This is a genomic window from Pseudomonas sp. FG6 (genome assembly GCF_057809015.1).
Map to the genome: position 1 here is coordinate 116,097 of NZ_JBMDJD010000004.1, position 14,045 is coordinate 130,141.

Sequence of the window (14,045 nt, forward strand, 5' to 3'; positions counted from 1 at the left end):
AGCGCAACATGACCGTTAATCTGGGCACCGCCAACGAATTCATCGCCCGCCACATCGGCCCGCGCGCCAGTGACGAGCAAGCCATGCTCGAGCGCCTGGGCTACGACTCCCTGCAAGCCCTGAGCGCCAGCGTCATCCCCGAAAGCATCAAGGGCACCAGCGTTCTGGACATGGACGACGGCCAGAGCGAAGCCGATGCACTGGCCTCGATCAAGGCCATCGCCGCCAAGAACCAACTGTTCAAGACTTACATCGGCCAGGGCTACTACAACTGCCACACGCCAGCGCCGATCCTGCGCAACCTGCTGGAAAACCCGGCCTGGTACACCGCCTACACGCCGTACCAACCGGAAATCTCCCAAGGCCGTCTCGAAGCGTTGCTGAACTTCCAGACCCTCATCAGCGACCTCACCGGCCTGCCGATCGCCAACGCATCCTTGCTCGACGAAGCCACCGCCGCCGCCGAAGCCATGACCTTCTGCAAGCGCCTGAGCAAGAACAAGGGCAGCAACGCGTTCTTCGCCTCGGTGCACAGCCATCCGCAGACCCTCGACGTGCTGCGCACCCGTGCCGAGCCCCTGGGCATCGACGTGGTGGTGGGCGATGAGCGTGAACTGAGCGACGTCAGCGCTTTCTTCGGCGCGTTGCTGCAATACCCGGCCAGCAACGGTGACCTGTTCGACTACCGCGAACTGACCGAGCGCTTCCACGCCGCCAACGCCCTGGTGGCCGTTGCGGCCGACCTGCTGGCCCTGACAGTGCTGACCCCACCGGGCGAGTTCGGCGCCGACGTGGCCATCGGCAGCGCCCAGCGTTTCGGCGTGCCACTGGGCTTCGGCGGCCCGCACGCGGCGTATTTCTCCACCAAGGACGCCTTCAAGCGCGACATGCCGGGCCGCCTGGTGGGCGTGTCCGTGGACCGTTTCGGCAAGCCGGCCCTGCGCCTGGCGATGCAGACCCGCGAGCAACATATCCGCCGCGAGAAAGCCACCAGCAACATCTGCACCGCCCAAGTGCTGCTGGCCAACATCGCCAGCATGTACGCCGTGTACCACGGTCCCAAGGGCCTGGTGCAGATTGCCAACCGCATCCATCACCTCACCGCGATCCTCGCCAAGGGCCTGGGCGCGCTGGGCCTGAGCGTCGAGCAAGAGAGCTTCTTCGACACCCTGACCCTGCGCACCGGCGCACAGACCGCCGCCCTGCACGACAAGGCTCGCGCCCAGCGCATCAACCTGCGTGTAGTGGACGCGGAACGCCTGGGCCTGTCCCTGGACGAAACCACCAGCCAGGCTGATGTCGAAACGCTGTGGACACTGTTGGCTGATGGCAAGGCCTTGCCTGACTTCGCGGCACTGGCCGCCTCCGTGCAAAGCCGCATCCCGGCCGAGCTGGTGCGCCAATCGGCGATCCTCAGCCACCCGGTGTTCAACCGCTACCATTCCGAAACCGAGCTGATGCGCTACCTGCGCAAGCTCGCCGACAAGGACCTGGCCCTGGATCGCACCATGATCCCGCTGGGTTCCTGCACCATGAAACTCAACGCCGCCAGCGAAATGATCCCGGTGACCTGGGCCGAATTCGGCGCCCTGCACCCGTTCGCCCCGGCCGAACAGAGCGCCGGTTACCAGCAACTGACCGACGAACTGGAAGCCATGCTCTGCGCTGCTACCGGTTACGACGCAGTGTCGCTGCAACCCAACGCCGGCTCCCAAGGTGAATACGCCGGCCTGCTGGCGATCCGCGCCTACCACCAGAGCCGTGGCGAAGAGCGCCGCGACATCTGCCTGATCCCGTCCTCGGCCCACGGCACCAACCCGGCCACCGCCAACATGGCCGGCATGCGCGTGGTCGTGACCGCCTGCGATGCCCGCGGCAACGTCGACATCGAAGACCTGCGGGCCAAGGCCATCGAGCACCGCGAACACCTCGCCGCGCTGATGATCACCTACCCGTCCACCCACGGTGTGTTCGAAGAAGGCATCCGCGAGATCTGCGGCATCATTCATGACAACGGCGGCCAGGTGTACATCGACGGCGCCAACATGAACGCCATGGTCGGCCTCTGCGCCCCGGGCAAGTTCGGCGGCGACGTGTCGCACCTGAACCTGCACAAGACCTTCTGCATTCCTCACGGCGGTGGCGGCCCGGGCGTTGGCCCGATTGGCGTCAAATCGCACCTGGCTCCGTTCCTGCCGGGCCACGCCGAAATGGCGCGCAAGGAAGGCGCGGTATGCGCGGCGCCATTCGGCAGCGCGAGCATCCTGCCGATCACCTGGATGTACATCCGCATGATGGGCGGCGCCGGTCTCAAGCGCGCCTCGCAGCTGGCGATCCTCAACGCCAACTACATCGCCCGTCGCCTGGAAGAGCACTATCCGGTGCTCTACTCCGGCAGCAACGGCCTGGTCGCCCACGAATGCATCCTCGACCTGCGCCCGCTCAAGGACAGCAGCGGCATCAGCGTCGATGATGTGGCCAAGCGCCTGATCGACTTCGGCTTCCACGCCCCGACCATGTCGTTCCCGGTGGCCGGCACGTTGATGATCGAGCCGACCGAAAGCGAGTCCAAGGAAGAACTGGACCGCTTCTGCGACGCCATGATCTGCATCCGCGAAGAAATCCGCGCGGTGGAAAACGGCAGTCTGGACAAAGACGACAACCCGCTGAAAAACGCCCCGCACACCGCAGCGGAACTCGTCGGCGAGTGGAATCATTCCTACAGCCGCGAGCAAGCGGTGTACCCTGTCGCGTCGTTGATCGAGGGCAAGTACTGGCCACCGGTTGGCCGGGTCGACAACGTGTTCGGCGACCGCAACCTGGTCTGCGCCTGCCCTTCGATCGAAAGCTACGCTTGACCTGAACGGAGGGCGATCTGCCAGCCCTCCTTTTTCCTCCTGTGGGAGCGAGCCTGCTCGCGATGGCGGTGTGTCAGTTCACATCCATGCTGACTGATCCACCGTCATCGCGAGCAGGCTCGCTCCCACAAGGGATCTGTCTTCAAACCTTGTAAGACCGTCGAACTCAAAAAAGAAACCGGAGAAACACCATGTCGTTAAGCGTGTTCGACCTGTTCAAGATCGGCATCGGCCCTTCCAGTTCCCATACGGTCGGCCCGATGCGCGCCGCTGCCCGTTTTGTCGAAGGGCTGCGCCGTGATGACCTGCTCGAAACCATCACCAGCGTCAAGGTCGAGCTCTACGGCTCCCTCGGCGCGACCGGCAAGGGCCACGGCAGCGACAAGGCCGTGCTGCTGGGCCTGGAAGGGGAACACCCCGATACCGTGGACACCGAGACCGTCACCGCCCGCCTGCAAGAGATTCGCAGCAACGGTCGCTTGAACCTGCTCGGCCAGCACCCCATCGAATTCAATGAAAAGCTGCACCTGGCCATGATCCGCAAACCCCTGGCCTATCACCCCAACGGCATGATCTTCCGCGCCTTCGATGCCGCGGGACTGCAAGTGCGCAGTCGCGAGTACTACTCGGTGGGTGGCGGCTTTGTCGTCGACGAAGACGCGGCCGGTGCCGACCGTATCGTCGAAGATGCCACGCCCCTGACGTTCCCGTTCAAAAGTGCCAAGGACCTGCTGGGCCATTGCGCCACCTATGGCTTGTCCATCAGCCAGGTGATGCTGACCAACGAAAGCGCCTGGCGCCCCGAAGCCGAGACCCGCGCCGGCCTGCTGAAAATCTGGCAGGTCATGCAGGATTGCGTGGCGGCAGGCTGTCGCAACGAAGGCATTCTGCCCGGCGGCTTGAAGGTCAAGCGGCGCGCCGCCGCGCTGCACCGCCAGTTGTGCAAGAACCCGGAAGCGTCGCTGCGCGACCCGCTGTCGGTGCTGGACTGGGTCAACCTGTACGCCTTGGCGGTCAACGAAGAGAACGCTTTCGGCGGTCGCGTAGTCACCGCCCCTACCAACGGCGCGGCGGGGATCATCCCGGCGGTGCTGCATTACTACATGCGCTTCATTCCGGGCGCCAATGACGATGGCGTGGTGCGCTTCCTGCTGACCGCTGCCGCCATCGGCATCCTGTACAAGGAAAACGCCTCCATCTCCGGTGCCGAAGTCGGTTGCCAGGGTGAAGTCGGCGTGGCCTGCTCCATGGCCGCCGGCGCCCTCTGCGAAGTGCTGGGCGGGACGGTGCAGCAAGTGGAAAACGCCGCCGAAATAGGCATGGAACATAACCTTGGCCTGACCTGCGACCCGATCGGCGGCCTCGTGCAGGTGCCGTGCATCGAACGCAACGCCATGGGCTCGGTGAAGGCCATCAACGCGGTGCGCATGGCCATGCGCGGCGACGGGCATCACTTCGTGTCCCTGGACAAAGTCATCCGCACCATGCGCCAGACCGGCGCCGACATGAAAAGCAAATACAAGGAGACCGCCCGCGGCGGTCTGGCAGTCAACATCATCGAATGCTGATACGCGCCACTCTCATTTCCCAGGAGTTGATATGTCCACCGAACAACTGTTGAAAACCCCGCTGCATGCCCTGCACCTCGAACTCGGCGCACGCATGGTGCCGTTCGCCGGCTACGACATGCCGGTGCAGTACCCGCTGGGCGTGATGAAAGAACACCAGCACACTCGCGAGCAAGCGGGGCTGTTCGACGTGTCCCACATGGGCCAGATCCGCCTGAGCGGTGCAGGCGCCGCCAAGGCCCTGGAAACCCTGGTGCCGGTGGACATCCTCGACCTGCCCGTGGGCATGCAGCGCTACGCCATGTTCACCAACGAGAACGGCGGCATTCTCGACGACCTGATGGTCGCCAACCTGGGCAACGACGAACTGTTCCTGGTGGTCAACGCCGCCTGCAAGGAACAGGACCTGGCCCACCTGCGTGCCCACATCGGCAGCCCATGCACCGTCGAGCCGCTGTTCGAAGCCCGCGCCCTGCTTGCGCTGCAAGGTCCGGCCGCGGTCACCGTGCTCGCGCGCCTGGCGCCACAAGTGGCGAAAATGACGTTCATGCAGTTCCAGCGCGTGACGCTGCTGGGCCTGGAGTGCTTCGTCAGCCGCTCGGGCTACACCGGTGAGGACGGTTTCGAGATCTCCGTCCCCGCCGCCGACGCCGAGAAGCTGGCCCGCGCCCTGCTGGCCGAACCGGAAGTCGCCGCCATCGGCCTCGGTGCCCGCGACTCGCTGCGTCTGGAGGCCGGCCTGTGCCTGTACGGCCACGACATGAACAGCGAGACCACACCGATCGAAGCCAGCCTGCTGTGGGCGATTTCCAAGGTACGTCGTGCCGACGGCGCCCGCGCTGGCGGCTTCCCCGGGGCTGAAACCGTGTTTGCCCAACAACAGGGCGGCGTGCGGCGCAAACGCGTCGGCCTGCTGCCCCAGGAACGCACACCGGTACGTGAAGGCGCGGAGATCGTCAACGAAGCCGGCGAGATTATCGGCGCGGTGTGCAGCGGCGGCTTTGGCCCGACGCTGGGCGGTCCGTTGGCGATGGGTTACCTGGACAGCGCCTATACCGCGTTGGACACGCCAGTTTGGGCCATCGTGCGTGGGAAAAAGGTGTCTTTGCTTGTAAGTAAAACGCCATTCGTTGCACAACGCTATTACCGCGGTTGATTGATTGTTTCTATAAGTAACGCGGTTGTGTTATTCGTGCACTAATGTGTAACGCAACCGCCATAAAAAGGTGCATCTATTCGATATAGCGCCGCGCTTATAACCCCGCTAAACAATTGAACTAACCTATCGAATAAGCCCAGGCCAGCGAAACGCGCAAAATGCCGGCAAGCTGAGTAAATACGGGCGTTCCAGGGGGGGTTGTTTTTTCATTCGGAGTTGGCGTAGAGTTTGATCACTGTGTTTGCATGGGTCGCTTGGATCGTGACCTGGGCAGTAGCCTACAAAGTTAGCTACATCCCGTTCGACGCCTCTTACTTTCCTGCAACCCAGCCCCAGTACTCTTTCCCTTGAAAGAGGCTGTCATCAATTTTAGCGTCAAAGGAAATAAGAAAATGTCTCAACGTCAGAGCGGTACCGTCAAGTGGTTCAACGACGAGAAGGGTTTTGGTTTTATCACTCCTGAAAGCGGTCCGGATCTGTTCGTGCATTTCCGCGCCATCCAGGGCAACGGCTTCAAGAGCCTGAAAGAAGGCCAGAAGGTCACTTTCGTTGCCGTGCAAGGCCAGAAAGGCATGCAAGCTGACGAAGTACAAGCCGAAGGCTAAGGTTTTCGCGAACTAAAAAAGCCCCTGATTGATATCAGGGGCTTTTTTATGGACGCAAATCCGTAGAATGGCTTCTTTTTTCATCCGAGGCCGTCATGCCGAAACACCTGCTCATCCCCCAGGGCGACTTCCCTCCTGTTGGCCTGGGCCGTCGCCTGGCAGCGATGTTCTATGACTTCCTGTTGTGCACGGCTCTGCTGATCGTCACCAGCGGCGCCTACAAGATGATCCAGATGTCGATCATCGGCGAAGAAAAAATGCGCACCCTGACCGAATCCGGCGCACTGGACGGCGACCCGCTGCTGTCCACCGTGCTGTTCTTCGTGCTGTTCGGCTTCTTCGCCAAGTTCTGGACCCACAATGGCCAGACCCTGGGCATGCAGGTCTGGCGCATTCGCGTACAGAACGCCGACGGCAGCGCCATCAGCCTGTGGCAGGCATTGTTGCGCTTCGTGGTTTCGATTGCGTCGTTACTGCTGCTGGGGATGGGCTTTATCTGGTCGCTGTTCGACAAGCAAAAGCGCGGCTGGCATGACATCTACTCCAACACGCAGTTAGTGCGGATTCCCAAGAAAGGGAAATAAGCTACAAGCTACAAGCTTTGGACTTTAGAGCTTGCAGCTTGTGGCTTGTAGCTGCCCCTCAGGCATTGCCCGCCAACTTCATCCGCGCCGCCTGGGTGAAGTCCAGCATGCGCTTGAGTGGACGGATGGCCTGGGGGATCAACGCCGGGTCGACGAAGATCTCATTGGAGCCTTCCTGCAAGCATTTGAGCGTGCGCTCCAGGGTGTTCATCGCCATCCACGGGCAGTGGGCGCAACTGCGGCATGCTGCGCCGTTGCCGGCCGTAGGGGCTTCGATGAAGACCTTGTCCGGGCACAGCTGCTGCATCTTGTAGAAAATGCCGCGGTCGGTCGCGACAATCAGCGTCTTGTGCGGCAGGCTCTGTGCCGCCGCGATCAACTGGCTGGTGGAACCCACAGCGTCGGCCAGCTCGATGACCGAGGCGGGAGACTCCGGGTGCACCAGGATCGCCGCGTCCGGGTACAGCGCCTTCATGTCCTCCAGCTGCTTGGACTTGAACTCCTCGTGGACGATGCAAGCGCCGTCCCAGAGCAGCATGTCGGCGCCGGTCTTGTTCTGGATGTAGGTACCCAGGTGCTTGTCCGGGCCCCAGATGATCGTCTCGCCGTTGTCCATCAGGCTTTCGACGATCTCCAGTGCGCAACTGGACGTCACCACCCAGTCGGCACGGGCCTTGACCGCCGCCGACGTGTTGGCATACACCACCACGGTGCGTTCCGGATGCTGGTCGCAGAACGCCGAGAACTCGTCCACCGGGCACCCCAGGTCCAGGGAGCAGGTAGCCTCCAGGGTCGGCATCAGTACGCGTTTTTCAGGGTTGAGGATCTTGGCGGTTTCCCCCATGAACCGGACCCCGGCCACCAACACGGTCTTGGCCGGATGGGCGTTGCCGAAGCGGGCCATTTCCAGGGAGTCGGAGACACAGCCACCGGTCTCTTCGGCCAGGGCCTGGATGATCGGGTCGCAGTAGAAGTGCGCAACCAGTACAGCGTCCTGAGCCTTGAGCTCGGCGGCGATGGCAGCGCGGTACCAGGCCTCTTGCTCGGCGGACAGCGGCTTGGGCTGCTTGGCGTCGAGGTGAGCCTGGACCAGAAGGCGTTCGGAAATTTGCGTCATGTTTCGCAAGACCTGCAAGCGCGTATTGCGCGAAAGTCGAGTATACACCCGGCTCCGGACCACTCGGGTACCGCCGGGAAAGTGGGGGTCAATCAGGCACGGGACAGCGTGAAGCGGCAAGGCTACAGAATATCCTGTCGATGCAAAAGGCCGAACGGCAAACCTGCACCAAGCTGACCGAAATGTAATCACTCGCCTCGCCCGCCTGTGTCATCTTTCGCTCAAACCTGCACAGGGCACCGCCCCATGCACGCAGCGAATCGACTGACGGACTTCTATCGATGCAAACCAAAACTTCCCGGCGAACCTTCGTCAAGGGCCTTGCCGCCGGAGGCCTGCTCAGCGGCCTGGGCTTGTGGCGCACACCCGTCTGGGCGATCACCAGCCCGGGCCAGCCCAACGTACTGAGCGGCACCGAGTTTGACCTGTTCATCGGCGAAAGCCCGGTCAATTTCACCGGCACCGCCCGCACGGCCCAGACCATCAACGGTGGCATCCCCGGACCGCTGCTGCGCTGGCGTGAAGGCGACACCGTGACACTGCGGGTACGCAACCGCCTGAAGGAAACCACGTCCATCCATTGGCACGGCATCCTGCTACCGGCCAACATGGACGGCGTCCCCGGGCTGAGTTTCAAGGGCATCGAGCCCGACGGTATGTATGTTTATCAGTTCAAGGTCCGACAGAACGGCACTTACTGGTACCACAGCCATTCCGGCTTCCAGGAGCAATCGGGGGTCTACGGCCCGCTGGTGATCGACGCGAAGGAGCCCGAACCGTTCCAATACGAGCGGGACTACGTGGTAATGCTCACGGACTGGACCGATGAAGCCCCCGCCGACGTCTTGAGCAAGCTCAAGAAGCAGTCCGATTACTACAACTACCACAAGCGCACCGTCGGCGATTTCATCGACGATGTGAGCAAGAACGGCTGGGCCGCGACCGTGGCCGATCGCAAGATGTGGGCCGAAATGAAGATGAACCCCACCGACCTCTCCGACGTCAGCGGCGCCACCTACACCTACCTCATGAACGGCCAGGCGCCGGACATGAACTGGACTGGCCTGTTCAAACCCGGCGAGCGCCTGCGCCTGCGCTTGATCAACGGCTCGGCCATGACCTATTTCGACGTGCGCATCCCGGGCCTGAAGATGACCGTGGTAGCAGCCGATGGGCAATACGTCAAACCGGTCAGTGTCGATGAACTGCGGATCGCCGTGGCCGAAACCTACGACGTCATTGTCGAGCCGACTGCGGAGGCCTACACCCTGTTCGCCCAATCGATGGACCGCACCGGCTACGCCCGCGGCACCCTCGCCACCCGCACCGGTCTTTCGGCAGCCGTGCCCCCTCTGGACCCAAGGCCGCAACTGACCATGGACGATATGGGCATGGGTGGGATGGCCATGGACGGGATGGATCACGGCAGCATGAGCGGCATGGATCACGGCTCGATGCAAGGCACGGCGGGAATGGACCACAGCCAGATGCAAGGCATGGATCACAGCAAGATGCAGGGCATGGACGGCATGGCAGGAATGGATCACGGCGCCATGCAAGGCATGGGCAGCATGTCAGGCATGGGCGGCATGCAGTCCCATCCGGACTCGGAGAAGAACAATCCGCTGGTGGACATGCAAGCCATGAGCGTCACCCCCAAGCTGGACGATCCCGGCCTGGGCCTGCGCAACAACGGGCGCAAGGTGCTCACTTATTCAGACCTGCGCAGCACCTTTGCCGACCCAGACGGCCGCGAGCCAGGTCGCACTCTTGAACTGCACTTGACCGGGCACATGGAAAAATTCGCCTGGTCGTTCAATGGTGTGAAGTTTTCCGACGCCGCGCCCCTGCTGCTCAAGTACGGCGAGCGCCTGCGCATCGTGTTGATCAACGACACCATGATGACCCACCCCATCCACCTGCACGGCATGTGGAGCGACCTGGAGGACGAAAACGGCGCGTTCATGGTGCGCAAGCACACCATCGACGTGCCGCCGGGCTCCAAGCGCAGTTACCGCGTCACCGCCGACGCCCTCGGGCGCTGGGCCTATCACTGTCACCTGTTGTTCCACATGGAGATGGGCATGTTCCGCGAAGTTCGGGTACAGGAATGAGGAGCCGATCATGACCTCTGTTTTTCACTATTGCACAGCATCGATGGCGCTGATTGCCAGCCTTGCCTGGGGCACCCCGGCCTGGGCCGCCAGCCACGAGATGCCAGTCGATCACAGCCAGATGCCGGGCATGGACCACAGCCAGATGCAAGGCATGGACTCGATGCAGGGCATGGATTCGATGCAAGGCATGGAACCGATGCAATCGGCGCCCACTCGCAGTCGCACGCCTATCCCTGAATTGACCGCCGCCGACCGGGCCGTGGTCTACGAGGACCATGGCGGCCACATGATGCAAGACAACGCCCTCCACTCGTTCTTCCTCATCGATCAACTGGAATGGCAGGACGCCGATGACGGCAGCGCCCTGAGCTGGGAGGCTTCGGGTTGGGTCGGTGGCGACGTCGACCGTTTGTGGCTGCGCTCCGAAGGCGAGCGCACCAACGGCAAGACCGAAAAAGCCGAACTCCAGGCGCTGTGGGGACACGCCGTCAGCCCGTGGTGGGATGTGGTCGCCGGGGTGCGCCAGGACTTCAAGCCCGGCGATCCGCAAACCTGGGGCGCCCTCGGCGTGCAGGGCATGGCGCTGTACAACTTCGAAGCCCAGGCCACTGCGTTCATCGGCGAGGGCGGCCAGAGCGCGGCGCGCCTGGAAGGCGATTACGACCTGCTGCTGACCAACCGCCTGGTCCTGCAGCCCACCGCCGAAGCCAATTTCTACGGCAAGAACGATCCGGCACGCGGCGTCGGCTCGGGGCTGTCGAACACCGAAGTCGGCCTGCGACTGCGCTATGAAATCCGCCGCGAATTCGCGCCCTACATCGGCGTTACCTGGAACCGCGTCTACGGCAACACCGCCGATTATGCCCGGGAAGAAAACGAAGACCGCAGCGAAGCACGCCTGGTGTTGGGGGTGCGCCTGTGGTTCTGAGTGTGGTTGCAAACTGAGTCGATAAAAATAGAAAGTACCTATCAAGAATAGAAAGTACCTATCAAGAATAGAAGTACCTAATCCAAGGAATCCTTGCATGCTATCCATCAAAAACGTTGTCGTTGCTGTCACGCTGTCCACCGGCCTGCTGCTCAGCGGTTGGGCCCAGGCGCACCCGAAATTGTTGTCCTCCACGCCAGCCGAAGGCGCGGAGGGAACAGCGCCGGCGAAAATCGAGCTGCATTTTTCCGAAAACCTGATGACCCAGTTCTCCGGCGCCAAGCTGCTGATGACCGCGATGCCCGGCATGTCCGCCCATGCGCCGATGGCGATGCCGGCCAAGGTATCGGGCAGCGACGACCCGAAAACCATGGTCATCACCCCCAGCTCACCGCTCTCCGCCGGCACCTATCAGGTCCAGTGGCGTGCGGTGTCCTCGGACACTCACCCGATCACCGGTAACGTCACGTTCAAGGTGAAGTGAGTTGATGAGCGACTCGATCAACATTGCGTTGCGCTTTGCGCTGTACCTGGATTTGATGTTGCTGTTCGGCCTGGCCGCCTTTGGCCTCTATGCCCTGCGCGGCCAGGAGCGGGTATCGGGCGCGCAGTTGCCGTTCGCGCCGCTGCTGCTGAGCTCGGCGGTGCTGGGCGGCCTGCTCTCCCTGGCCGCCATGGCTTGCATGGCCTGGGCCATGAGTGGCGCTTCGGACTGGGCCGAGCTGTGGCCGCACATTGAAATGATGGTGCTACAGACCGACGTCGGCTTGGCTTGGACGCTGCGGATCGTGGCCTTGCTGCTGGCCGGTTTCGCCGTGACGCTCAATAAACGTTGGCCAACCGTCAGTCTGGGGCTGGTCACCCTGGCCGGTGCCGTGGCGTTGGCGACACTGGCCTGGGCCGGGCATGGCGCCATGGACGAAGGTGCGCGCCGTAACGGACATTTCATTACCGATTTTTTGCACCTGTGGGCGGCCGGTGGCTGGGTCGGTGCCTTGGCCGCGTTTGCCCTGCTGCTTCGCCAGGCCGAACCGGGCTTGGCGGTACTGGCCCGGACATTGACCGGGTTTGAAGCCGTTGGCGCATTGATCGTGGTGATCCTCAGCGTGACCGGGGTGGTGAATTACCTGTTCATCGTCGGCCCCAGCATTGAAGGATTGTTCGACAGCACCTATGGCCAGTTGCTGGTGCTCAAACTCATCCTGTTCGCGGCCATGCTGGTGTTCGCGGCGCTGAACCGCTTTCACCTGAGCCCTCTGCTGGAGCAAGCCCGACAGACCGGCGAACACAGGGTCGCGGTGAATGCCCTGCGGCGCAGCATGATCCTGGAGCTCTCGGTGGCAGTGGTCATCCTCGCACTGGTGGCGTGGCTTGGGACGCTGAGCCCGGGGATGGAATAGCCGCTAGCGCCCCACTGACCCCGTGGCGAGGGAGCTTGCTCCCGCTGGGGTGCAAAGCGCCCCCCCAAAAAAACCTGAGCACTCGGTGTACCAAGCAAATGGTATCCATGCCTTTCGGGTCTGCTTCGCAGCCCGCCGGAGCAAGCTCCCTCGCCACAAAGACAACCGGGTGCAGCATTTAATTATTAAGTAAGCCCCACCAGTTTTCAGTTTGCCCAAAGCAGGCTGCCCCAGCCTAAATGGTGCTTTGTTTTAGCCAGGGCCCCGTTATGGAAAACGTTCGAACCTCAACCAGCCACGCCACCTGGCTAATGGTCAGTATCGTCTTGGTGGCGCTGAACCTGCGGCCCTCGATGGCGGCGGTCGGGCCGTTGTTGTCAGCGATTCGCGGCGAGGTACCCTTGAGTTTCAGCACCGCCTCGCTGCTGACCATGTTGCCGGTCATGGCCATGGGCCTGGCGATGTTCCTGGGCATGCGCATCGCCCTGCGCATCGGCGAGCACCGCACCGTCGCGCTGTCGCTGTGGGTCATCGGCATCGCCACGGCCTCACGCCTGTACCTGGGCAGCGCCGAAGCATTGATCATCAGCGCGGTGCTGGCCGGGATCGGGATTGCCCTGATCCAAGCCGTGGTGCCGGCCCTGATCAAATCGCGCTTCGCCGACAACGTCTCGCTGTTCATGGGCCTGTATGTCACATCGATCATGGCCGGCGCCGCGATTTCGGCATCGTTCTCACCCTTCGTCCTGGCACAAACCGGCAGTTGGCGCATCGGCCTGGCCATCTGGGCACTGCTGGCGCTGGTCGCCCTGGGCTTCTGGTATGCCCAACGCGCGACCTTCACACCCTTGCCCGAAGCCACGTCCCAGCGTCACGAATCATTTTTCGGCAACACGCGGGCCTGGTTGCTGGCGATCTTCTTCGGCCTGGGCACCGCCTCCTACACTTGTGTGCTGGCCTGGCTGGCGCCGTACTACGTGGAAAAAGGCTGGAGCGAGCAACACGCGGGCCTGCTGCTGGGGTTCCTCACCGCCATGGAAGTGTTGTCAGGCCTGGTCACCCCGGCGATTGCCAACCGCAGCCCCGATAAACGCCCGGTGCTGGCCTCTCTACTGATCCTGATCATTAGCGGCTTCTGCGGCCTGATCCTCAGCCCGGAACGCTTCAGCCTGCTATGGCCGTGCCTGCTTGGGCTGGGCATCGGCGGCCTGTTCCCCATGAGCCTGATCGTGTCCCTCGACCATTTGGACAACCCGCGCCGGGCGGGCGGCTTGACAGCGTTCGTGCAAGGCATCGGCTATCTGATCGCCGGCCTCTCGCCGCTGATCGCCGGGATGATTCGCGATCAGTCGGGAAGTTTTGAGGGGGCCTGGTGGTCACTCACCGCCGTCATGGCGTTGATGATCGTGATGGTGTGGAGGCTCAACCCCAAGCGCTACGCCCAACACATCCAGTAGCGCCCACGCATCCACGGACAGGCATCCACGGACCTGCCGGGTAACGGGCGGGTCCGCGAGATCAGTTTTCAAAAGGCAAAAAAAAAATCCGGAAATCCTCACTTTCGTGGGCCTTCCGGACTTTCAAAACCGCTAAAAAATGGTGGGTCGTGTGGGATTCGAACCTACGACCAATTGGTTAAAAGCCAACTGCTCTACCAACTGAGCTAACGACCCGCTGTGTGGTGGCGCGTATAATACTGATTTCTAAGG

11 protein-coding genes and 1 tRNA gene are annotated in these 14,045 nt (G+C 62.4%); 10 read left to right on the top strand and 2 right to left on the bottom strand.

Annotation, left to right across the window (positions count from 1 at the left end):
• The first annotated feature begins 8 nt into the window (after nucleotides 1-8).
• The 5 genes from gcvP (at nucleotide 9) to ACODSJ_RS04120 (ending at nucleotide 6,774) form a co-directional block, all read left to right on the top strand.
• The gene (gene gcvP / locus ACODSJ_RS04100) at nucleotides 9-2,858 is read left to right on the top strand and encodes an aminomethyl-transferring glycine dehydrogenase (protein ID WP_489100504.1); all 2,850 of its coding nucleotides are present in this window, start codon (nucleotides 9-11) and stop codon (nucleotides 2,856-2,858) included.
• Between the two features lie 191 nt (nucleotides 2,859-3,049).
• Complete coding sequence (locus tag ACODSJ_RS04105; protein WP_489100505.1) at nucleotides 3,050-4,426, top strand: L-serine ammonia-lyase; 1,377 nt, start codon at nucleotides 3,050-3,052, stop codon at nucleotides 4,424-4,426.
• A 31-nt stretch (nucleotides 4,427-4,457) separates the two neighbouring features.
• Nucleotides 4,458-5,582 carry a glycine cleavage system aminomethyltransferase GcvT gene (gcvT, locus tag ACODSJ_RS04110; protein WP_489100506.1) on the top strand — a complete coding sequence of 375 codons (1,125 nt, stop codon included), beginning with the start codon at nucleotides 4,458-4,460 and terminating at the stop codon, nucleotides 5,580-5,582.
• A gap of 395 nt (nucleotides 5,583-5,977) precedes the next feature.
• Complete coding sequence (locus ACODSJ_RS04115) at nucleotides 5,978-6,190, top strand: cold-shock protein (protein ID WP_007934683.1); 213 nt, start codon at nucleotides 5,978-5,980, stop codon at nucleotides 6,188-6,190.
• Nucleotides 6,191-6,285: 95 nt separating this feature from the next.
• Entirely contained in the window at nucleotides 6,286-6,774 is a 489-nt protein-coding gene (locus ACODSJ_RS04120) for an RDD family protein (protein WP_489100507.1), read from the top strand.
• Nucleotides 6,775-6,832: 58 nt separating this feature from the next.
• Here the strand turns inward: ACODSJ_RS04120 and nadA are convergent, their stop codons facing one another.
• Nucleotides 6,833-7,891: a quinolinate synthase NadA gene (nadA, locus tag ACODSJ_RS04125; RefSeq protein WP_489100508.1), complete on the bottom strand. Its 1,059-nt coding sequence runs from the start codon at nucleotides 7,889-7,891 to the stop codon at nucleotides 6,833-6,835.
• Between the two features lie 281 nt (nucleotides 7,892-8,172).
• Here nadA and ACODSJ_RS04130 point away from each other — a divergent pair, with 281 nt between their 5' ends.
• The 5 genes from ACODSJ_RS04130 (at nucleotide 8,173) to ACODSJ_RS04150 (ending at nucleotide 13,793) form a co-directional block, all read left to right on the top strand.
• Nucleotides 8,173-10,005, top strand: coding sequence for a copper resistance system multicopper oxidase (locus ACODSJ_RS04130; protein ID WP_489100509.1), 1,833 nt, complete (start codon nucleotides 8,173-8,175; stop codon nucleotides 10,003-10,005).
• 10 nt (nucleotides 10,006-10,015) lie between these two features.
• Nucleotides 10,016-10,936, top strand: a complete 921-nt coding sequence (locus ACODSJ_RS04135) for a copper resistance protein B (RefSeq protein ID WP_489100510.1) — start codon at nucleotides 10,016-10,018, stop codon at nucleotides 10,934-10,936.
• Nucleotides 10,937-11,033: 97 nt separating this feature from the next.
• Complete coding sequence (gene copC, locus ACODSJ_RS04140; protein ID WP_489100511.1) at nucleotides 11,034-11,420, top strand: copper homeostasis periplasmic binding protein CopC; 387 nt, start codon at nucleotides 11,034-11,036, stop codon at nucleotides 11,418-11,420.
• A 4-nt stretch (nucleotides 11,421-11,424) separates the two neighbouring features.
• The gene (gene copD, locus ACODSJ_RS04145) at nucleotides 11,425-12,336 is read left to right on the top strand and encodes a copper homeostasis membrane protein CopD (RefSeq protein ID WP_489100512.1); all 912 of its coding nucleotides are present in this window, start codon (nucleotides 11,425-11,427) and stop codon (nucleotides 12,334-12,336) included.
• A 269-nt stretch (nucleotides 12,337-12,605) separates the two neighbouring features.
• A complete protein-coding gene (locus tag ACODSJ_RS04150) occupies nucleotides 12,606-13,793 on the top strand; it encodes a cyanate transporter (RefSeq protein ID WP_489100513.1) in 1,188 nt (395 codons plus the stop codon).
• A 140-nt stretch (nucleotides 13,794-13,933) separates the two neighbouring features.
• On the opposite strand, the gene ACODSJ_RS04155 is transcribed toward ACODSJ_RS04150, so the two are convergent.
• A tRNA-Lys gene (locus ACODSJ_RS04155) sits at nucleotides 13,934-14,009 on the bottom strand.
• Between the last annotated feature and the right edge of the window lie 36 nt (nucleotides 14,010-14,045).

Bases quoted from the DNA above. Each gene is read 5' to 3' on its own strand.
- ACODSJ_RS04130 (WP_489100509.1), top strand. From the start codon at position 8,173: ATGCAAACCAAAACTTCCCGGCGAACCTTCGTCAAGGGCCTTGCCGCC.
- ACODSJ_RS04135 (WP_489100510.1), top strand. From the start codon at position 10,016: ATGACCTCTGTTTTTCACTATTGCACAGCATCGATGGCGCTGATTGCC.
- copC (WP_489100511.1), top strand. From the start codon at position 11,034: ATGCTATCCATCAAAAACGTTGTCGTTGCTGTCACGCTGTCCACCGGC.
- gcvT (WP_489100506.1), top strand. From the start codon at position 4,458: ATGTCCACCGAACAACTGTTGAAAACCCCGCTGCATGCCCTGCACCTC.
- gcvP (WP_489100504.1), top strand. From the start codon at position 9: ATGACCGTTAATCTGGGCACCGCCAACGAATTCATCGCCCGCCACATC.
- ACODSJ_RS04120 (WP_489100507.1), top strand. From the start codon at position 6,286: ATGCCGAAACACCTGCTCATCCCCCAGGGCGACTTCCCTCCTGTTGGC.
- ACODSJ_RS04105 (WP_489100505.1), top strand. From the start codon at position 3,050: ATGTCGTTAAGCGTGTTCGACCTGTTCAAGATCGGCATCGGCCCTTCC.
- ACODSJ_RS04150 (WP_489100513.1), top strand. From the start codon at position 12,606: ATGGAAAACGTTCGAACCTCAACCAGCCACGCCACCTGGCTAATGGTC.
- ACODSJ_RS04115 (WP_007934683.1), top strand. From the start codon at position 5,978: ATGTCTCAACGTCAGAGCGGTACCGTCAAGTGGTTCAACGACGAGAAG.
- copD (WP_489100512.1), top strand. From the start codon at position 11,425: ATGAGCGACTCGATCAACATTGCGTTGCGCTTTGCGCTGTACCTGGAT.
- nadA (WP_489100508.1), bottom strand. From the start codon at position 7,891: ATGACGCAAATTTCCGAACGCCTTCTGGTCCAGGCTCACCTCGACGCC.